The organism is Vibrio cyclitrophicus, from assembly GCF_024347435.1.
Classification (GTDB): Bacteria; Pseudomonadota; Gammaproteobacteria; order Enterobacterales; family Vibrionaceae; genus Vibrio; species Vibrio cyclitrophicus.
This window is the reverse complement of the sequence record NZ_AP025480.1, coordinates 21,523-41,974: the sequence shown is the minus strand read 5'-3', so window position 1 is coordinate 41,974 and position 20,452 is coordinate 21,523. Positions and strand designations below refer to the sequence as shown.

Below are 20,452 nucleotides of genomic sequence, written 5' to 3'. Positions count from 1 at the left end.
GTTAGCCTCCTGCAATGGCTTGGAAAAGAGATATAGCGTCGCCTTCATTAACGACTGTTTGTTGCCACTGGCTACGCGGGACAACCGCATTATTGATTGCAAACACACAACCTAGATCAGGTAATGCTAGAACTTGGATAATGTCCGCTAGAGACGACGAGTGTGCTACTTGTTCTGATTGTTCGTTTATCGAGATAGTTATATGGCTCATTGGATTTCTTCTTCTAAATGCTTAACTACAGACGCACTGCACACAAGACATTCACTATCTTGAGTGACCATAAGGTTTTGCCAATTCATCGTCTGGCCATCGAACAGTTTGAGTTGATGTGTTGCGACCTGAAACTCACCACGAGTTAGACGTTGAATAGCAGCCAAAGCTTGAAGGTTACCTATGGTGCCAACAACTGGGCCTATGATGCCGCTATCGCTACAACGCGTCGTTTGTGGATGCTGTCTGAACGGGAACAAGCAGTGATAGCACCCTTTCTGATTCTGATAATCAAATACAATAAACTGGCCTTTCCAGCCAATTGCAGAACCAGAAATCAAAGGGGTCTTCGTGCTGAAACATGCTTGGTTAACCTGCTGGCGTGACGCGAAGTTGTCAGTACAATCCAACACTAAGTCAGCTAGCATCACTTCAAGCTCAAGCTGACTTTCACTCATTCGTTGATTGATGGTTCTTACTTGGCTGCGACCATTGAGCTCACTCAGTTGTTGCTTTAACGCTTCAACCTTAAGCGAACCTAACTGACTTTCCCTGAACGCGACCTGCCGTTGCAGGTTCGATGAATCGACACAATCATCATCAACCAGCACGATCTTTCCAACACCAGAAGCAGCTAGATAAAGAGACGCGGCATTACCTAAGCCACCACAACCAATCAACAACACATGACTATTTAGTAAGTTGCGTTGCCCTTGCTCACCCACTTCAGATAACGCAATTTGTCGTTGATAACGAATGAATTCAAAGTCACTCAGCATAGCTAGGCTCCGACATAACCTCTTCTTTGAGAGTTGAAGGTTTAGACGTCATCTGTTTTTCGAAAAATTCGATCACTTTCTGTGGGTCTTCCGCCAATGTAATCGCACGTACCACCGCCAAGCTCGATACCCCACACTCCCACACCTGCTCGGCTGTCGATTGGTCAATACCGCCAATAGCAACCGTCGGATAGCCAGTAAGTTCTTCTGTGTATGGGATAGTATCAATCAGCTGTTGATACAGAGATAAACGAACTAAACCCTGAGGTTTCGATGGCATCTGTTTAGTTGTTGTTGGGAAGATATGCCCTAGCGCAATATAGCTTGGGTTGATTTGAACAATGCGTAGCAACTCGTAATAGCCATGAGTCGAGAGTCCGATCTTAATACCCGCTTGGCTCAACTGTGAGAGGTTTGATTCTTCAATATCCTCTTGCCCCAAGTGAACACCAAAAGCGTCATGCTTGAGTGCAAGCTGCCAGTAATCATTGATAAAAACTTGAGCGTTATGCTCTCGACCAAGCTCGATAGATCGTGTGACTTGTTGTTCTAAGTCCGCTTGATGCGGGTTCTTAATACGTAGTTGGACAGTGTTGATTCCAAGCTTGAGTAATCTTTCGATCCACTCAACATCATCAACTACGGGGTATAAACCGAGGCTACTCTTATTCAATTCAGGAAAATAAAGTGATGTTCCTTGGTTAGCCCAACCTACGCTTATGTCCAACCGTTGATCTTCAAGAACAGGGATAGGAAAGTCTTGATAATGTGCTGGCCATGTTCCACGTGAAACATTCGATGCAGCGCGAGCTAAAACTAGTGCGTCTTCTAATGGGAATTCCAGCGCCAACAAAGTAAGTAACCAAGCAAAATGACCACTACTATCTAATTCTTGATGAGCTGTAGTTTCACTCTTAATGACACGATTAGCATCTAGGTGAGACCAAATATCCATTACAGATGAATCATCTGAGACACCAATATAGATAGTGTTTGGAGATTGTGTAAAGGCACCACAAACGTCAGTTAGCGCGACAGAATGACTGTAATCAACAACATGATTCAGTTCCGCTAACTTACACTCCGCCAATGAATCAACATCATGAACGAAGCCAATAGATAACGCCTGCTGAGCATCAACGATAGAGAAGTATTGAGTTGGGCTTACGCCCAACTCAACTGTATCGGTTGCCAAACCTTGTCGCTTAGCAACCAATAGACAGTTCTGCACCTCTCCCGTTAACTCAATATTTTGAGATGGGATGAGTATCTTCACTGTCATTATTCCTCTAATTGAGCTTCTTTTGCACCTACTGCAGGGTGGTAAAGTTCAGAGCCGGTATCACGGAACTCTTGTGATTTCTGACGCATCCCTTCCAACGGGTTATCCAACATCTTAATTTCGATAGCCTGATCAGCCGCCACTTGTTCGGTGTCTTTCGCATACTCTCGTACTTCCTGAGAGATCTTCATCGAGCAGAATTTAGGTCCACACATAGAGCAGAAGTGAGCAACCTTACCCGACTCTTGTGGCAGGGTTTCATCGTGGAAAGAACGCGCGGTTTCCGGATCTAAAGCTAGATTAAATTGGTCTTCCCAACGGAATTCAAAACGCGCCTTTGATAATGCATTGTCGCGGATCTGTGCGCCCGGATGTCCTTTTGCCAAGTCTGCTGCATGCGCTGCCAGCTTATAAGTAATCAAGCCAGTCTTCACGTCTTCTTTGTTTGGTAAGCCTAGGTGCTCTTTAGGGGTTACATAACACAGCATCGCACAGCCGTACCAACCAATCATGGCGGCACCAATACCAGAGGTAATATGGTCGTAACCAGGGGCAATATCTGTCGTCAGTGGACCTAAAGTATAGAAAGGTGCTTCGTGGCAGTGCTCTAACTGCTCGTCCATATTCTCTTTAATCAGGTGCATTGGTACATGTCCAGGGCCTTCAATAATCACCTGAACGTCGTATTCCCAAGCCACTTTAGTCAACTCACCTAGGGTCCGTAACTCCGAGAATTGAGCCTCATCATTAGCATCTGCAATAGAACCCGGACGTAAACCGTCACCTAATGATAGAGCAACATCGTACTTCGAACAGATCTCACAGATCTCACGGAAGTGGGTATAAAGGAAACTTTCTTGGTGATGAGCAAGACACCATTTCGCGATGATGGAGCCGCCACGAGAGACAATACCAGTCACACGTTTAGCGGTCATAGGAACGTAGCGAAGCAATAAGCCTGCGTGGATAGTAAAGTAATCAACACCCTGCTCTGCTTGTTCAATCAAGGTATCGCGCATCACTTCCCAGTTAAGGTCTTCCGCAACGCCATTCACTTTTTCAAGTGCCTGATACATAGGAACCGTACCAATTGGTACTGGGCTATTACGCAAGATCCATTCGCGAGTCTCGTGGATATTACGGCCGGTGGAAAGGTCCATCACGGTATCGCCACCCCAGCGAGTCGACCAGACTAGCTTCTCAACTTCTTCTTCAATCGAAGAGCTTACTGAAGAGTTACCGATATTGGCGTTCACTTTCACTAAGAAGTTTCGGCCAATAATCATAGGTTCTGATTCTGGGTGGTTGATGTTCGACGGGATGATAGCTCGGCCTTCAGCGACTTCTTTACGTACGAACTCAGGGGTGATCTCTTTCGGCAGGTTTGCGCCAAAGTTATGGCCAGGGTGTTGGTGGTTCAGCTGCTCATCAGCGAATTTCTGACGTCCCATGTTCTCACGTATCGCAATGTACTCCATCTCAGGAGTAATAATTCCCTGACGAGCATAGTGCAGCTGAGTAACACATTGATCGCCAGTCGCGCGACGAATTCTAGGTAGGTTGCCGTAGCGAAGGTCGTCTAGGGTTTCATCTTGTAAACGTTCTTTGGTGTAAACAGAGCTTACATCATCTAACAGTTCCGTATCACCACGCTCTTCAATCCATTGCTCTCGCAACTTAGGAAGACCGCTATACAGGTCTATTTCGTGTGTAGGATCTGTGTAAACACCGGAGGTATCGTAAACTTGAATGGGTGCATTAGGTTCGAATACAGGCTCTTTTTTACTGCCACCCACAAGGCTATCAGCGAGTGATATTTCTCGGACAGGGACTTGAATATCCGCTCGAGATCCTTGAATGTAAGCTTTTTTTGAATTTGGATAAGGTTGTACGGATAAAGAATCAATGAAATTCTTCGCTTCCAGTCTTGCTTGTTTACGACTCGACATAGCATTTTTCCTTGGCTTTTAGCCATTATTTATAGGGATAAAAATGCTTGACGGATTTGATGCTACAAGAGGGATCACAACAAGAAAATACAGTTGTGATCTGGAGATAGATCTCTAGAAGGACTCTAGTTAGATATCTACTCTTGTTCCCTTCGCAGGTATTAGCCTGATCAGGTTCAACGGATCCCGAGTTAACGGTCTCAGCCATATGGCACTCCGACAAGTTCGATCGAGTATATAAAAATGGCTCGGATAAACCAAGCCGAGTTGTTAACAAATCGTAAGAAAGTTTTAAGACTTTATCAAAAGTTGGAAGCCGATCCATGCTGCTGAGATGCTGAGAACCACGTTGAGTAGCACATTGAGTCCCATCTTAAAGAAAGCACCCTGCTGCATAAGAAGCACGTTATCCATCGAAAATGTAGAAAATGTAGTCAGTGCTCCAAGGAAGCCAAGACCGATAATTTGTCTCCATGGTTCTGTTGCAACCATCTCATTCTCAAACGCTGCGATGAGTAAGCCCATAATTAAAGAGCCAATCACGTTAACAGTTAGCGTACCGTAAGGGAAACCACGCCCTAGCATCACCACACATAACTCTGAAATCAAATAACGCGAACAAGCACCAAATGCGCCACCAATGGCAATAAAACCTAAAATAGATAACTGACCCATGAATCCTCCCAAACAATAGTCCCTATATTCTAGCTTTACCGTCGATAAAAGCGAGGGTAGAAACTAAGAATGCATGCGCAAATATTAAACGTTACAGGTGTCACTTAACTTCAATATATCCCATCAATCCTGTTTTCATGTGCTCAATTACATGACAGTGGTACATCCAGCGTCCGGGGTTGTCTGCAACAAATGCAGCTTTAGCTCGGCCATTTTTTCCAAGTAACACTGTATCGGTATGGAAAGGCTCTTCAATTTTTTTACCATCAAGTTCCAATACAGTAAATGTATGACCATGAATATGAATCGGGTGATGATATTGAGTGACGTTCTTAAGATCGAATATGTAAGTCTTACCCAACTCTAAAGTCGCCAATGGTTCAGGAATATTGTCTTTGCTCATTCCTTCCCATGCTCTTTTATTTGTTAGCCAAAACTTAGGCATCGATTTTCCATCTTTGGATACTGGAGAAACAGCCCCTTCCCATTCAAATAAAAAGTCGATCTCTTCAGCATTAGCAAGATCTAGGTTGGGCACTGGATTCAATGGTAGTAATGGCAACGAACGTCCTTGAGCAAATGCTGAATCTACGACTTCAAATTCACACAAAGAAAATGGGAAACGCCCCTTCATATGGAGAACGTTAACTCGCTCACCAGCTTTAGGAGCGATCAGTCCGATATCAACACGCATACCCGGACCAATTTTATGTTGAGTCAGTTTATAAGGCGTTTTTACAGGATTACCATCGATGGCTATAACCCATGCTTCAGCCCCTTCGACAGCAATAGGGTAAGTGATCGTATTATCGACATTAGCAATACGCAGTCTAGTCGCTGCATACTGCTTCAACTGATATACGGGTTCATGGACTCCATTAACACTACTCCACTCCCCAGGAGTGCCCATACGAGCACTGAGTCGTGGGATCATTAAATCTTTCCATTGACCCTGCTTGTCGATGTGCCAATGCTTAAGCATCAATGCGTGTTCTTCATCGAACCGTACTGGATTGCTCTCTTCTACGATAATAAGACCAACTAAGCCCATACCAAGCTGCTTCACGCTATTCATGTGTGGGTGATACCAAAACGTACCGGCATCTGGCGGCGTAAACTCATAAATGAATGTTTCACCTGGCATGATTGGTGGCTGACTTAAGAAGGGAACCCCATCCATTTCGATAGGAATTCTTAAACCATGCCAATGAATAGTCGTCGGCTCTGATAGCTTATTCGTAAAGCGGATCGTGACCTTTTCACCCTGTCGACATCGAATCGTTGGCGCTGGAATCTGGCCATTGAAACCCAAAATATTGGTATTAAATCCCTTCACTAACTCTGCTGTTGAGGGCTCAGCAGTTAAGTCATAAACATACTTTCCTTGCTCATCAGCAGACCGCTTCATTGAACAAGCGGGTAGTACTGTTAATGCAGATATAGCGAGAGATGATTGAATAAACTTACGACGGGAAATATCCATATTTGTTGCCTTTTAGTAATAACGACCAAAATGTAACAAAATATTGAGAATAATTCTCATAAAGAAGTGTGGATTGTGTTGTTAATTGCTTATAAAAGAGACTGAGATAAGTAAGCACTTACATTTCTAAGACAATATTCTATTCAAGGTAGGTAATTATCAATTAAAAATCGAACAAATATAAATCAAAAAGACTCTAGGATTTCTGCTTCGATGGGGATCAATATAGTCGACTTGGCTGACACTCCGGTCCTCAACGTCACTTTGAAAAAGTGACAGATACAAAAAAGCTCCAGCATTTCTGCTGGAGCTTTAAATATGGCAGGGGTGGAGAGATTCGAACTCCCAACACGCGGATTTGGAATCCGCTGCTCTGCCAATTGGAGCTACACCCCTAAAACTTTATCTTGCTTCAGATTCGAAAAAACCTCGCACTAGGCGAGGTTATCGAATAAGTGGCGGAGTGGACGGGACTCGAACCCGCGACCCCCGGCGTGACAGGCCGGTATTCTAACCAACTGAACTACCACTCCGCAGTGGTCAACTCACTAAGTGAGCGTCCATATCTCCAGGTTGGTCAACCTAAAGATTTAATTTAAAGCCTGGCGATGTCCTACTCTCACATGGGGAAGCCCCACACTACCATCGGCGCTATTGTGTTTCACTTCTGAGTTCGGCATGGAATCAGGTGGGTCCACAATGCTATGGTCGCCAAGCAAATTTTAAAATTCGGAAAACTGTATTTAAAAGTTATGTCTCTTCAAACGCATTCAAGGTCTGTCTTTCTTTGAGTCCACAAAACCCCTTGGGTGTTGTATGGTTAAGCCTCACGGGCAATTAGTACAGGTTAGCTCAATGCCTCGCAGCACTTACACACCCTGCCTATCAACGTCGTAGTCTACGACAACCCTTTAGGACACTTATAGTGCCAGGGAAAACTCATCTCAAGGCTCGCTTCCCGCTTAGATGCTTTCAGCGGTTATCGATTCCGAACTTAGCTACCGGGCAATGCCATTGGCATGACAACCCGAACACCAGAGGTTCGTCCACTCCGGTCCTCTCGTACTAGGAGCAGCCCCTTTCAATTTTCCAACGCCCACGGCAGATAGGGACCGAACTGTCTCACGACGTTCTAAACCCAGCTCGCGTACCACTTTAAATGGCGAACAGCCATACCCTTGGGACCGACTTCAGCCCCAGGATGTGATGAGCCGACATCGAGGTGCCAAACACCGCCGTCGATATGAACTCTTGGGCGGTATCAGCCTGTTATCCCCGGAGTACCTTTTATCCGTTGAGCGATGGCCCTTCCATTCAGAACCACCGGATCACTATGACCTGCTTTCGCACCTGCTCGAATTGTCATTCTCGCAGTCAAGCGGGCTTATGCCATTGCACTAACCACACGATGTCCAACCGTGTTTAGCCCACCTTCGTGCTCCTCCGTTACTCTTTGGGAGGAGACCGCCCCAGTCAAACTACCCACCAGGCACTGTCCGTAATCCCGATTCAGGGACCAACGTTAGAACATCAAAACTACAAGGGTGGTATTTCAAGGACGACTCCATCACATCTAGCGACGCAATTTCATAGTCTCCCACCTATCCTACACATGTAGGTTCAATGTTCAGTGCCAAGCTGTAGTAAAGGTTCACGGGGTCTTTCCGTCTAGCCGCGGGTACACTGCATCTTCACAGCGATTTCAATTTCACTGAGTCTCGGGTGGAGACAGCGTGGCCATCATTACGCCATTCGTGCAGGTCGGAACTTACCCGACAAGGAATTTCGCTACCTTAGGACCGTTATAGTTACGGCCGCCGTTTACCGGGGCTTCGATCAAGAGCTTCGACCGAAGTCTAACCCCATCAATTAACCTTCCGGCACCGGGCAGGCGTCACACCGTATACGTCATCTTACGATTTTGCACAGTGCTGTGTTTTTAATAAACAGTTGCAGCCACCTGGTATCTGCGACTCTCGTCTGCTCCATCCGCAAGGGACTTCACTGATAAGAGCGTACCTTCTCCCGAAGTTACGGTACCATTTTGCCTAGTTCCTTCACCCGAGTTCTCTCAAGCGCCTTGGTATTCTCTACCCGACCACCTGTGTCGGTTTGGGGTACGATTCCTTACAATCTGAAGCTTAGAGGCTTTTCCTGGAAGCATGGCATCAATGACTTCACTACCGTAGTAGCTCGACATCGTATCTCAGCGTTAGTAGCGGTCCGGATTTACCTAAACCACCCGCCTACATACTTGAACCTGGACAACCGTCGCCAGGCCCACCTAGCCTTCTCCGTCCCCCCATCGCAATTGTAAGAAGTACGGGAATATTAACCCGTTTCCCATCGACTACGCCTTTCGGCCTCGCCTTAGGAGTCGACTTACCCTGCCCCGATTAACGTTGGACAGGAACCCTTGGTCTTCCGGCGAGGGAGTTTTTCACTCCCTTTATCGTTACTCATGTCAGCATTCGCACTTCTGATACCTCCAGCAGCCCTTACAGACCACCTTCAACGGCTTACAGAACGCTCCCCTACCCCACATACCCTAAGGTACGTAGCCGCAGCTTCGGTGTATAGCTTAGCCCCGTTACATCTTCCGCGCAGGCCGACTCGACCAGTGAGCTATTACGCTTTCTTTAAATGATGGCTGCTTCTAAGCCAACATCCTGGCTGTCTGAGCCTTCCCACATCGTTTCCCACTTAGCTATACTTTGGGACCTTAGCTGGCGGTCTGGGTTGTTTCCCTCTCCACGACGGACGTTAGCACCCGCCGTGTGTCTCCCGGATAGTACTTACTGGTATTCGGAGTTTGCAAAGGGTTGGTAAGTCGGGATGACCCCCTAGCCTTAACAGTGCTCTACCCCCAGTAGTATTCGTCCGAGGCGCTACCTAAATAGCTTTCGGGGAGAACCAGCTATCTCCAGGTTTGATTGGCCTTTCACCCCTAGCCACAAGTCATCCGCTAATTTTTCAACATTAGTCGGTTCGGTCCTCCAGTTGATGTTACTCAACCTTCAACCTGCCCATGGCTAGATCACCTGGTTTCGGGTCTAATCCTAGCAACTGTACGCCCAGTTAAGACTCGGTTTCCCTACGGCTCCCCTAAACGGTTAACCTTGCTACTAAAATTAAGTCGCTGACCCATTATACAAAAGGTACGCAGTCACACCACGAAGGTGCTCCTACTGCTTGTACGTACACGGTTTCAGGTTCTATTTCACTCCCCTCACAGGGGTTCTTTTCGCCTTTCCCTCACGGTACTGGTTCACTATCGGTCAGTCAGTAGTATTTAGCCTTGGAGGATGGTCCCCCCATATTCAGACAGGATATCACGTGTCCCGCCCTACTCGTTTTCACTGATTATGATGTGTCGGTTACGGGGCTATCACCCTTTGTTGCGAGACTTTCCAGACTCTTCACCTGCATCATTAAAAGCTTAAGGGCTAATCCAATTTCGCTCGCCGCTACTTTCGGAATCTCGGTTGATTTCTCTTCCTCGGGGTACTTAGATGTTTCAGTTCCCCCGGTTTGCCTCCTGTTGCTATGTATTCACAACAGGATACTTGCTTATGCAAGTGGGTTTCCCCATTCAGGAATCCCAGACTCAAAAGGTTATTACTACCTAATCTGGGCTTATCGCAAGTTATTACGCCTTTCATCGCCTCTGACTGCCAAGGCATCCACCGTGTACGCTTAGTCACTTAACCATACAACCCGAAAGGGTCTTAGCGTATGGCAACTAACCAAGGTTTTTGGTTGTCATCAAGAAGGGTTAATTCTTGATAACTGTTTGCCGGACTCAATTGTGATTCAAACAAGTTTGAATCGAATACAAGACACTTGAATGTGTTTGTTGTGTTTATCTAATGAAAGATAAACATTGAGAACTTTTAAATTTGATTGAATTACTCGTAAGTAATCAATCAGTCAGCTTTCCAAATTGTTAAAGAGCATGAGACTTTAAGAACAGTGTTCTAAAATTCACATTTTCTAAAGACTCTCAGGGTCAAAGATACCAACCAACGACAAAAGAAGTGGTTTGGATATGTAAATAACCAAGAATATTTAGAGAATGGTGGGCGATACCGGGCTCGAACCAGTGACCCCCTGCTTGTAAGGCAGGTGCTCTCCCAACTGAGCTAATCGCCCACGATAGTTTCTTTTGTCTTCACTTTTAATAAAAGTGAAAATAAAAGCCATCCTTTACGCGGAGAAAGAATGGTGGGTCGTGCAGGATTCGAACCTGCGACCAATTGATTAAAAGTCAACTGCTCTACCAACTGAGCTAACGACCCAATGGTATCCCGTAGGGGAGTCGAACCCCTGTTACCGCCGTGAAAGGGCGGTGTCCTAGGCCTCTAGACGAACGGGACACTGCTAATTTATCTCTACTTTTAAAAGTAGAAACAAACCTTGAAGAACTTGGGAGTTCTTCATCTCTTTGCTTTTCTAAACCTAATCAATCTGTGTGGACACTCATCGTGGTATCTTCGTATAAGGAGGTGATCCAGCCCCAGGTTCCCCTAGGGCTACCTTGTTACGACTTCACCCCAGTCATGAACCACAAAGTGGTGAGCGTCCTCCCCGAAAGGTTAAACTACCCACTTCTTTTGCAGCCCACTCCCATGGTGTGACGGGCGGTGTGTACAAGGCCCGGGAACGTATTCACCGTGACATTCTGATTCACGATTACTAGCGATTCCGACTTCATGGAGTCGAGTTGCAGACTCCAATCCGGACTACGACGCACTTTTTGGGATTCGCTCACTATCGCTAGCTTGCTGCCCTCTGTATGCGCCATTGTAGCACGTGTGTAGCCCTACTCGTAAGGGCCATGATGACTTGACGTCGTCCCCACCTTCCTCCGGTTTATCACCGGCAGTCTCCCTGGAGTTCCCGACATGACTCGCTGGCAAACAAGGATAAGGGTTGCGCTCGTTGCGGGACTTAACCCAACATTTCACAACACGAGCTGACGACAGCCATGCAGCACCTGTCTCAGAGCTCCCGAAGGCACACCTGCGTCTCCGCTGGCTTCTCTGGATGTCAAGAGTAGGTAAGGTTCTTCGCGTTGCATCGAATTAAACCACATGCTCCACCGCTTGTGCGGGCCCCCGTCAATTCATTTGAGTTTTAATCTTGCGACCGTACTCCCCAGGCGGTCTACTTAACGCGTTAGCTCCGAAAGCCACGGCTCAAGGCCACAACCTCCAAGTAGACATCGTTTACGGCGTGGACTACCAGGGTATCTAATCCTGTTTGCTCCCCACGCTTTCGCATCTGAGTGTCAGTATCTGTCCAGGGGGCCGCCTTCGCCACTGGTATTCCTTCAGATCTCTACGCATTTCACCGCTACACCTGAAATTCTACCCCCCTCTACAGTACTCTAGTTCACCAGTTTCAAATGCAGTTCCGAGGTTGAGCCCCGGGCTTTCACATCTGACTTAATGAACCACCTGCATGCGCTTTACGCCCAGTAATTCCGATTAACGCTCGCACCCTCCGTATTACCGCGGCTGCTGGCACGGAGTTAGCCGGTGCTTCTTCTGTTGCTAACGTCAAGATGCGCAGCTATTAACTACACACCCTTCCTCACAACTGAAAGTACTTTACAACCCGAAGGCCTTCTTCATACACGCGGCATGGCTGCATCAGGCTTTCGCCCATTGTGCAATATTCCCCACTGCTGCCTCCCGTAGGAGTCTGGACCGTGTCTCAGTTCCAGTGTGGCTGATCATCCTCTCAGACCAGCTAGGGATCGTCGCCTTGGTGAGCCATTACCTCACCAACTAGCTAATCCCACCTAGGCATATCTTGACGCGAGAGGCCCGAAGGTCCCCCTCTTTGGCCCGTAGGCATTATGCGGTATTAGCCATCGTTTCCAATGGTTATCCCCCACATCAAGGCAATTTCCTAGGCATTACTCACCCGTCCGCCGCTCGACGCCCATTAACGCACCCGAAGGATTGTTAATGTCGTTTCCGCTCGACTTGCATGTGTTAGGCCTGCCGCCAGCGTTCAATCTGAGCCATGATCAAACTCTTCAATTTAAGATTTTGTGACTCAACGAATACTGACTTCAAAACTAATATTCATTGCTCTTTCGAAAAAGATTGATGAACATGTAATTCTAAAGCTATTACCATTCCAACAGAATGGTAATGAATTGACTGTGCCGAATAACTACAAGTAGTTAAACGTATTGGTCACTCAGTTCATTGAAATCAAGTTTGTTACCGAAGTAACTGTTACTACCTAAGTAATAACGTTTTGATATTCATCAACGAGTGCCCACACAGATTGATAGGTTTAAATTGTTAAAGAGCTTTTCCTTTTTGAGCCTCGCTCAAATCGGACGGCCATTTTAGCGATTTAAGTTTTAGTGTCAACCACTATTTTCAAAACTTTTTTCAAGCGCTTAGCTTGGCTAATTTGGCTTGTTGATTCGCTTTGGTTTCCTAAGAAGCCTTCCCGTTTCAACGAGGTCGCATTATAGAGATTTCGATCACACTGGCAAGCCCTTTTTGAAGTTTTTCTCGTTTTTTTATTCGTTCGATTAAAAAGAACTCAAAACGCCTCAAAAGTAAGCTTTTCTCTTACATCTCTTGCAGTTTCTTAGAGAATAAAGAGACTTTTTCCCAATTTGTGTACTCGACTTCTTTGGTTGTATCCGTTTCTCCACCTGTCATATTCATAATGAAGCGAATCATGGTTTTATCGAACCAGTTATAACGAGGGTAATAGAGGGCACCCGCAAACACACCGATCAAAGTTGGTTGCCACGGGGACTTAAGAAGAAACTTCTTAATATAGGCGCTACCTTCGGGAGTATCTTTGCCTTGCTCTTCTTTACGAGCTGTTAAGTTAACGCAAAAGAAAGCAACCTTGTTTGATTGCAGCTGAGCAAGATTGGCATCAATAAACTGATATAGCTTCTTATTGAGGTGCCCATAGCGAATAGATGCACCAATCAAAACTCGGTCGTATTGAGCAAAGTCGACATTATCAATGGTGTGCAGATCTTGCAGCTCACATTCGAATTCATTCATTTCTTCTTTTATATAGTTCAATATTTTCTTGGTCTGCCCTTCACGGCTTGAATACAAAAATAGAGCTTTTGCCACAATGTTGTCCTTAGCTACGCCAAAACGTAGGGGTCAATAAAATTAATAAGGTGAATATCTCTAAACGGCCAAACAGCATGGATACGATCAACACCCATTTAGCCTTGTCATTCACATCGCCGAAGTGCATTGCCACTTCACCTAAGCCTGGGCCAAGGTTATTCAATGTTGCCGCTACAGCAGAGAAAGCGCTTAGCTCATCCATCCCTGTAGCAATAAGAGCCAACATACAAACCACAAAAACCAATGCGTATGCAGAGAAGAAGCCCCAAACCGCATCAACGACACGTTGTGGTAACGCAGAACCTCCGACCTTGATGGTATAGACAGCTCGCGGGTGCACAAGACGCTTCATTTCACGAGCACCTTGCAGAGTAAGTAATAAGATTCTAATGACTTTCATACCACCGCCTGTTGAGCCTGCACATCCACCTATAAAAGAAGAGAATAGAAGCAAAACGGGCAAGAACAATGGCCACTCGGAGAAACCAGTAGTGGTGAAGCCTGCTGTCGTAGATATAGATACCGTTTGGAACAAGGCTTGATCAAAGGCATCGTAATAAGAGTCATAAGAATGGTGATTAAGCAGTAACAAAAAACAAACTAAGAACAAGACCGCCTGAATAAAGATAAACGCGCGGAATTCAGGATCTTTCCAGTAATATTTAGGATGGACCCCCCCAGAAGCAAATGCAGCAAAGTGAAGCGAATAGTTACACGCAGATATAAGAAGGAACACGACCGTAATCATGTTAACCGCCGGACTGTTGAAATAGCCCATACTCGCATCGTGAGTCGAGAAGCCACCAATCGCAATAGTAGAGAAACTGTGGCTGATTGCATCAAAGAAACTCATACCTGCAAGCCAAAACGCTACCGCACAAGCAATAGTTAGACTCAAATAGATGTACCAAAGCGCTTTTGCCGTTTCAGCAATACGCGGAGTCATCTTACTGTCTTTAACTGGACCTGGGATTTCAGCACGATATAGCTGCATACCACCGATACCGAGAACGGGAAGGATGGCGACCGCCAATACGATGATACCCATGCCACCAAACCACTGTAGAAACTGGCGATAAAATAGAATTGCCTTAGGTAGGTCATCGAGGCCAACAATTACCGTTGCACCGGTCGTCGTTAATGCAGAAAACGATTCGAAGAAAGCATCGGTTACCGAAACGTTCGGGTTATCGGCGATCAAAAACGGCAATGCGCCCGCACTGCCGATTACCGTCCAGAACAACACCACAATAAGAAAGCCATCTCGCGCTTTCAACTCATGTTTATAACGTCGGTTGGGGAACCAACAAGTTGCCCCACAGAATAATAGAACGAAAAAAGTCGTCACAAATGGTACACCCGCACCATCTCTATAGATAAGTGCGACGAGCGCAGGTGCGAGCATTGATACACTAAAAAGTGCTAATAATAATCCGACGATTCGAATAATTGAGCGAAATTGCATGAGCTATTGAACGAAGCTAAATGCTTCAAACTTCCTAGTTGTCTTTAACTTTCGTTACCAGTGCCTTGGCACCGCTTTTATTGATCATGGTCTGAGTAAACGAATCTACCTGCAGGAGCTCTATCTCAATGATAAACTCAACTTGAACACCATAATCCGCTTGGACCTCAACAGCCTGATGCTGAGCCATAATAGATTGTGCAATTGGCACGAAACCATAGTCTAACTCTAGCCGTAATTTTGTGGTTATTTTTTTCTCGATAGTTTGAAGCAGCTTGAGAGCTTGTTGTACCCCTCCACCGTATGCCTTAACCAAACCACCCGTTCCGAGTTTTATTCCGCCAGAATAACGAGTCACAACAGCTGTTAACTCGCCAACACCCGAACCAGACAGTTGCGCCAAGATAGGCTTTCCAGCAGTACCAGAAGGTTCACCATCATCACTAAAGCCCCACTTCATCGAGTCTTCAGGTCGCCCTGCAACAAATCCCCAACAATTATGTCGAGCTGAAGAATGCTCTTTTTTTACCTGTTCTACGAACTGTTTAGCAGCTTCTACACTTGGTGTATGAGCAAGCTGAGTAATGAAAACGCTCTTCTTTATCTCTTCTTCAAACAGAGCCGATGCTGACGGTATTAAATAAGGCTGTTCATTCATATCGCTAACTTAATTAATAAGAGCAGCGAAGTGTATCACGCGTGAATAATAACGGTTAGAGGATCTGTGCCATCGCACAATGTTAAACAATTGTTTAAAAAATGTATTGAAATTAATCAAGCAGAGGTACAGACTAACATAACTGGTCTTACCAGGTATTCTACAATAATAGAAAGATAACAAGATTCTCTCAAACAATCGTGGATTGTATGTCATGGAGATAGACAATGATTTACCAAGCTAACACCTTACAGGTAAAGGAATTACAAGACGGTATTGCAGAACTTAGCTTCTGTGCGCCAGCCTCTGTAAACAAACTCGACCTTGCTACTTTAGAATCACTAGATAAAGCGTTAGATGCTCTTAATGCTCACGCTGGATTACGTGGTTTAATCTTAACTTCAAACAAAGACGCGTTCATCGTAGGCGCAGACATCACTGAATTTCTTGGCCTATTTGCTAAGCCAGAAGCAGAACTTGATGAATGGTTAAGATTCGCGAATTCAATCTTCAGCAAGCTCGAAGACCTTCCTGTCCCAACTCTTTCAATGATGCGTGGCCATGCCCTAGGTGGCGGCTGTGAATGTGTCTTAGCGACCGATTTCCGTATCGGTGACAAGACCACCAGCATAGGTCTCCCAGAAACCAAACTGGGCATCATGCCTGGCTTTGGTGGTTGTGTACGCCTGCCACGTGTTATAGGTGCTGACAGCGCAATGGAAATTATCACGCAAGGCAAAGCATGTCGTGCAGATGAAGCACTTAAAGTTGGCTTGTTAGATGCGATTGTTGAAACCGACCAACTACTAGAATCAGCGATTAACACGGTTTCTTTGGCAGCCAATGAGAAACTTGATTGGCAGCTACGCCGTAAACAAAAAACATCAGCGCTTTCGCTAAGCAAACTAGAAGCGATGATGAGCTTTACTATGGCTAAGGGCTTAGTAGCTCAAAAAGCAGGACCTCATTACCCAGCCCCAATCACTTCTGTTATCGCTATCGAAGAAGCAGCACGTAGTGATCGTGATGCTGCATTGGATATCGAGCGTAAACACTTCGTTAAGCTAGCAAAATCTGAGGAAGCGAAAGCATTGGTCGGCTTATTCCTTAATGACCAATACATCAAAGGCCTAGCGAAACAAGCGGGTAAGTCTGCCAACAAAGCTACTGAACGTGCAGCAGTACTTGGTGCTGGCATCATGGGTGGCGGTATTGCTTACCAGTCAGCATTGAAAGGCGTGCCAGTGATGATGAAAGACATCGCACAGGCGTCTCTAGATCTTGGTATGAGCGAAGCTTCTAAGTTGTTGAATAAGCGCTTATCACGCGGTCGCCTAGATGGATTCAAAATGGCAGGCATTCTGTCTTCTATTACCCCAAGCCTACATTACGCTGGGGTTGAGCAGTCAGATGTGATTGTGGAAGCGGTTGTAGAAAACCCTAAAGTAAAAGCAGCAGTTTTGAGCGAAGTGGAAGGTTTGGTTGGTGAAGACACAGTTCTTACATCAAACACCTCAACGATTCCAATCAACCTGTTAGCGAAATCTTTGAAACGCCCAGAAAATTTCTGTGGCATGCATTTCTTTAATCCAGTACATCGCATGCCTTTGGTTGAGATCATCCGAGGTGAGCACACTTCAGAAGAAACCATTAATCGCGTAGTCGCTTACGCAGCGAAGATGGGTAAATCCCCTATCGTTGTTAACGACTGTCCAGGCTTCTTCGTTAACCGTGTACTTTTCCCTTACTTCGGCGGTTTCAGCATGTTGCTACGCGACGGTGCTGATTTCACAAAGATCGATAAAGTCATGGAGCGCAAATTCGGTTGGCCAATGGGCCCAGCTTACTTGCTAGACGTTGTAGGTTTAGACACAGCACACCATGCACAAGCAGTAATGGCACAAGGCTTCCCTGAACGTATGGGCAAAGAAGGTCGTGATGCGATTGACGCACTTTACGTCGCTGAAAAATATGGTCAGAAGAACGGCAGCGGTTTCTATACATACAGCGTGGACAAACGCGGTCGCCCTAAAAAGACCTTCTCTGAAGACATTCTTCCTATCTTGGCTGACGTATGCCAACAGCCACAAGACTTTGATGACCAGACAATTATCCAGCGCGTGATGATTCCAATGATCAACGAAGTGGTGCTTTGTTTAGAAGAAGGCATCATCGCGACACCGCAAGAAGCGGATATGGCACTGGTTTACGGTTTAGGTTTCCCTCCATTCAGAGGCGGCGTATTCCGCTACTTAGACAGTGTGGGTATTGGTAACTTCGTTGAAATGGCGAAGAGCTACCAAGACTTAGGTGCAATGTACCAAGTTCCTCAACTATTGCTTGATATGGCAGCGAAGGGCGAAAGCTTTTACGACGGCCAACAAGCCAGTTCTCTGTAACCCACATTTGGAAAAGGAATAGCAAAATGAATAATGTAGTTGTTGTTGATTGCCTTCGCACCCCAATGGGACGTTCCAAAGGTGGAGCTTTCCGTCACACTCGTGCTGAAGATCTGTCGGCACATTTAATGAAAGGCATTTTAGAGCGTAACCCAGAAGTAAACCCTGTCGAAATTGAAGACATTTACTGGGGTTGTGTACAACAAACGCTAGAGCAAGGCTTCAATGTCGCACGTAACGCTGCTTTGCTTGCTGGTCTACCGATTGAGATTGGTGCGGTAACGGTCAACCGTTTATGTGGCTCATCTATGCAAGCTCTGCATGATGCAACCCGCTCTATCATGGTTGGTGATGCTGAAATCTGCCTGATAGGTGGTGTCGAACACATGGGTCATGTACCAATGAACCATGGTGTTGATTTTCACCCAGGCATGTCTAAACACGTAGCGAAAGCTGCCGGTATGATGGGCCTAACGGCTGAGATGCTAGGTAAAATGCACGGTATTAGCCGTGAAGACCAAGACGCATTCGCAGCACGCTCACATGCTCGAGCTCAAGCAGCTACGGTTGAAGGTCGTTTCAAGAACGAAATCCTACCAACAGAAGCTCACGCAGCAGACGGTTCATTGTTCACTCTGGATTACGATGAAGTCATTCGTCCAGAAACTACGGTTGAGGGCTTGTCTCAGCTTCGCCCAGTATTTGACCCAGCAAACGGTACGGTAACAGCAGGTACTTCATCAGCACTATCTGATGGTGCCTCTGCAATGCTTATCATGAGCGAAGAGAAAGCCAACGCACTTGGCCTTAAGATTCGCGCTCGCGTGAAGTCTATGGCTATCGCAGGTTGCGATCCTTCAATCATGGGTTACGGCCCAGTACCTGCTACGCAAAAAGCGCTGAAACGTGCAGGCCTAACCATTGAAGATATGGGTGTGATTGAGCTAAACGAAGCGTTTGCCGCTCAATCTCTACCTTGTGCGAAAGATCTAGGTCTATTGGATGTGGTTGATGAGAAAGTAAACCTTAACGGCGGTGCGATTGCTCTTGGTCACCCGCTAGGCTGTTCTGGTTCTCGTATCTCGACGACGCTAATCAACCTGATGGAAGCACAAGATGTGAAATACGGCTTAGCGACCATGTGTATTGGTTTAGGCCAAGGTATTGCAACGGTATTTGAACGTCCATAGCGTTTACTGACTGTAATACTTGAAGGGTAATTTTTTGTGCAGCTATATTTATATAGCTGCACTTTTTATTACTTGGCATCCAACAATGCATCGATTTCGTTCAGCAAACTCTAAGAGAGAAAAACCAACACTGACGTCTATGCACAAAACGCATATATTCAATGTTGATGTTTCATTATTTTTTCTTGAATGATTCAACTAAAGTTACTTCAGTTTCCTAATATTCCTCCACGGAGCAGATCATGTTTAAAGCACTTGTACTAAACCAAGAAGACAAAAAAACTATCGCGTCAGTTTCTCAAATTGAAGAGTCTCAATTACCAGAAGGTAACGTGAAGATTGATGTTAGCTACTCTTCTTTGAACTACAAAGATGGTTTGGCGATTACAGGTAAAGGACGCATCGTTCGTAACTTTCCTATGGTTCCTGGTATCGACCTTTCTGGTGTGGTTTCACAATCTGATGACCCACGCTACAAAGCGGGCGACGAAGTTGTTCTAACGGGTTGGGGGGTTGGTGAAGGCCACTGGGGCGGCATGGCGGAGAAAGCAAGCCTAAACGGTGATTGGTTAGTGCCAATGCCATCAGGTCTAGACGCTAAAAAAGTAATGGCTATTGGTACAGCAGGCTTTACAGCAATGCTTTGTGTGCAAGCTATCGTAGATGCAGGCATCAAACCAGAAGACGGTGAAATCCTAGTAACAGGTGCAAGTGGCGGCGTAGGCAGTGTGTCTATCACTCTACTAAACCAACTGGGCTACAAAGTCGCAGCTGTAACTGGTCGTGCTTCTGCAAATGGCGAACTATTAAAATCACTAGGCGCAACACGCATTGTAGAGCGAGCTGAACTAGAAGAACCGGCGAAGCCACTTGAGAAACAACTGTGGGCTGGTGCTATCGATACGGTAGGTAGCAAAGTACTTGCAAAAGTATTGGCGCAAATTGATTACAACGGTGCGGTTGCAATGTGTGGTCTAGCAGGCGGTTTTGACTTACCAACCACGGTAATGCCATTCATTCTGCGTAACGTTCGCCTACAGGGTGTGGACTCGGTAATGTGCCCTCGTGAAAAACGTATTAAAGCGTGGGAACAACTAGCGGAATTGCTACCTGAGTCTTTCTACGCGCAAGCAACTAAAGAAGTGTCTTTAGATGGCGCAATTCAAGCTGCAGAAGACATCACTAACGGTCAAATCACTGGTCGCGTAGTCATTAAGCTATAGATTCTCAA

Annotated in this window: 12 protein-coding genes, 5 tRNA genes, 3 rRNA genes and 1 riboswitch; of the genes, 3 read left to right on the top strand and 17 right to left on the bottom strand. The window is 45.9% G+C overall.

Annotated elements, in window-relative coordinates; genetic code table 11:
- Position 1: 1 nt before the first annotated feature.
- The 17 genes from thiS to OCW38_RS00100 form a co-directional block, all read right to left on the bottom strand.
- A complete protein-coding gene (gene thiS / locus OCW38_RS00180; protein WP_010440653.1) occupies positions 2-211 on the bottom strand; it encodes a sulfur carrier protein ThiS in 210 nt (69 codons plus the stop codon).
- A complete protein-coding gene (locus tag OCW38_RS00175) occupies positions 208-990 on the bottom strand; it encodes a HesA/MoeB/ThiF family protein (protein WP_102270625.1) in 783 nt (260 codons plus the stop codon). Before OCW38_RS00175 ends, thiS begins: the two co-directional genes overlap by 4 nt.
- Positions 980-2,272 carry a thiamine phosphate synthase gene (locus OCW38_RS00170; RefSeq protein ID WP_010440648.1) on the bottom strand — a complete coding sequence of 431 codons (1,293 nt, stop codon included), beginning with the start codon at positions 2,270-2,272 and terminating at the stop codon, positions 980-982. The genes OCW38_RS00175 and OCW38_RS00170 overlap by 11 nt, the downstream gene beginning before the upstream one ends.
- Positions 2,272-4,221, bottom strand: coding sequence for a phosphomethylpyrimidine synthase ThiC (thiC, locus tag OCW38_RS00165; protein WP_102297778.1), 1,950 nt, complete (start codon positions 4,219-4,221; stop codon positions 2,272-2,274). Before thiC ends, OCW38_RS00170 begins: the two co-directional genes overlap by 1 nt.
- A 130-nt stretch (positions 4,222-4,351) precedes the next feature.
- A riboswitch (TPP riboswitch) is annotated at positions 4,352-4,450 on the bottom strand.
- Positions 4,451-4,512: 62 nt separating this feature from the next.
- Complete coding sequence (gene crcB / locus OCW38_RS00160; RefSeq protein WP_004736665.1) at positions 4,513-4,896, bottom strand: fluoride efflux transporter CrcB; 384 nt, start codon at positions 4,894-4,896, stop codon at positions 4,513-4,515.
- 100 nt (positions 4,897-4,996) lie between these two features.
- On the bottom strand, positions 4,997-6,379 hold the full coding sequence (locus OCW38_RS00155; protein WP_010440644.1) for a multicopper oxidase family protein: 1,383 nt from the start codon (positions 6,377-6,379) through the stop codon (positions 4,997-4,999).
- A gap of 319 nt (positions 6,380-6,698) precedes the next feature.
- Positions 6,699-6,775 (bottom strand) — tRNA-Trp (locus tag OCW38_RS00150).
- A gap of 60 nt (positions 6,776-6,835) precedes the next feature.
- Positions 6,836-6,912 (bottom strand) — tRNA-Asp (locus tag OCW38_RS00145).
- A gap of 67 nt (positions 6,913-6,979) precedes the next feature.
- A 5S ribosomal RNA gene (gene rrf, locus OCW38_RS00140) occupies positions 6,980-7,095 on the bottom strand.
- A 100-nt stretch (positions 7,096-7,195) separates the two neighbouring features.
- Positions 7,196-10,089 (bottom strand): 23S ribosomal RNA (locus OCW38_RS00135).
- 366 nt (positions 10,090-10,455) lie between these two features.
- Positions 10,456-10,531: transfer RNA gene (locus OCW38_RS00130), tRNA-Val, on the bottom strand.
- Positions 10,532-10,601: 70 nt separating this feature from the next.
- A tRNA-Lys gene (locus OCW38_RS00125) sits at positions 10,602-10,677 on the bottom strand.
- Between the two features lie 2 nt (positions 10,678-10,679).
- Positions 10,680-10,755 (bottom strand) — tRNA-Glu (locus OCW38_RS00120).
- Between the two features lie 122 nt (positions 10,756-10,877).
- A 16S ribosomal RNA gene (locus OCW38_RS00115) occupies positions 10,878-12,432 on the bottom strand.
- The 16S, 23S and 5S rRNA genes sit together here with 5 tRNA genes alongside, the layout of an rRNA operon.
- A 546-nt stretch (positions 12,433-12,978) precedes the next feature.
- Positions 12,979-13,506 carry a menaquinone-dependent protoporphyrinogen IX dehydrogenase gene (gene hemG, locus OCW38_RS00110; RefSeq protein WP_016767554.1) on the bottom strand — a complete coding sequence of 176 codons (528 nt, stop codon included), beginning with the start codon at positions 13,504-13,506 and terminating at the stop codon, positions 12,979-12,981.
- A gap of 10 nt (positions 13,507-13,516) precedes the next feature.
- The gene (locus tag OCW38_RS00105; protein WP_016767553.1) at positions 13,517-14,974 is read right to left on the bottom strand and encodes a TrkH family potassium uptake protein; all 1,458 of its coding nucleotides are present in this window, start codon (positions 14,972-14,974) and stop codon (positions 13,517-13,519) included.
- Between the two features lie 34 nt (positions 14,975-15,008).
- A complete protein-coding gene (locus OCW38_RS00100; protein WP_016767552.1) occupies positions 15,009-15,632 on the bottom strand; it encodes a YigZ family protein in 624 nt (207 codons plus the stop codon).
- Between the two features lie 227 nt (positions 15,633-15,859).
- Between OCW38_RS00100 and fadB the strand changes: the two genes are divergently transcribed.
- The 3 genes from fadB to acuI all read left to right on the top strand — a co-directional run bounded on the left by fadB (position 15,860) and on the right by acuI (position 20,444).
- Positions 15,860-18,031, top strand: a complete 2,172-nt coding sequence (gene fadB / locus OCW38_RS00095) for a fatty acid oxidation complex subunit alpha FadB (protein ID WP_016767551.1) — start codon at positions 15,860-15,862, stop codon at positions 18,029-18,031.
- A gap of 26 nt (positions 18,032-18,057) precedes the next feature.
- Positions 18,058-19,221: an acetyl-CoA C-acyltransferase FadA gene (gene fadA / locus OCW38_RS00090; RefSeq protein WP_009848166.1), complete on the top strand. Its 1,164-nt coding sequence runs from the start codon at positions 18,058-18,060 to the stop codon at positions 19,219-19,221.
- A 242-nt stretch (positions 19,222-19,463) separates the two neighbouring features.
- The gene (acuI, locus tag OCW38_RS00085; RefSeq protein ID WP_010433138.1) at positions 19,464-20,444 is read left to right on the top strand and encodes an acrylyl-CoA reductase (NADPH); all 981 of its coding nucleotides are present in this window, start codon (positions 19,464-19,466) and stop codon (positions 20,442-20,444) included.
- The last annotated feature ends 8 nt before the right edge of the window (positions 20,445-20,452 follow it).

What these genes read in the sequence shown, in the direction of transcription:
- thiS (WP_010440653.1), bottom strand. Translation starts at nt 211, where the DNA reads ATGAGCCATATAACTATCTCGATAAACGAACAATCAGAACAAGTAGCA.
- OCW38_RS00175 (WP_102270625.1), bottom strand. Translation starts at nt 990, where the DNA reads ATGCTGAGTGACTTTGAATTCATTCGTTATCAACGACAAATTGCGTTA.
- OCW38_RS00170 (WP_010440648.1), bottom strand. Translation starts at nt 2,272, where the DNA reads ATGACAGTGAAGATACTCATCCCATCTCAAAATATTGAGTTAACGGGA.
- thiC (WP_102297778.1), bottom strand. Translation starts at nt 4,221, where the DNA reads ATGTCGAGTCGTAAACAAGCAAGACTGGAAGCGAAGAATTTCATTGAT.
- crcB (WP_004736665.1), bottom strand. Translation starts at nt 4,896, where the DNA reads ATGGGTCAGTTATCTATTTTAGGTTTTATTGCCATTGGTGGCGCATTT.
- OCW38_RS00155 (WP_010440644.1), bottom strand. Translation starts at nt 6,379, where the DNA reads ATGGATATTTCCCGTCGTAAGTTTATTCAATCATCTCTCGCTATATCT.
- OCW38_RS00105 (WP_016767553.1), bottom strand. Translation starts at nt 14,974, where the DNA reads ATGCAATTTCGCTCAATTATTCGAATCGTCGGATTATTATTAGCACTT.
- OCW38_RS00100 (WP_016767552.1), bottom strand. Translation starts at nt 15,632, where the DNA reads ATGAATGAACAGCCTTATTTAATACCGTCAGCATCGGCTCTGTTTGAA.
- fadB (WP_016767551.1), top strand. Translation starts at nt 15,860, where the DNA reads ATGATTTACCAAGCTAACACCTTACAGGTAAAGGAATTACAAGACGGT.
- fadA (WP_009848166.1), top strand. Translation starts at nt 18,058, where the DNA reads ATGAATAATGTAGTTGTTGTTGATTGCCTTCGCACCCCAATGGGACGT.
- acuI (WP_010433138.1), top strand. Translation starts at nt 19,464, where the DNA reads ATGTTTAAAGCACTTGTACTAAACCAAGAAGACAAAAAAACTATCGCG.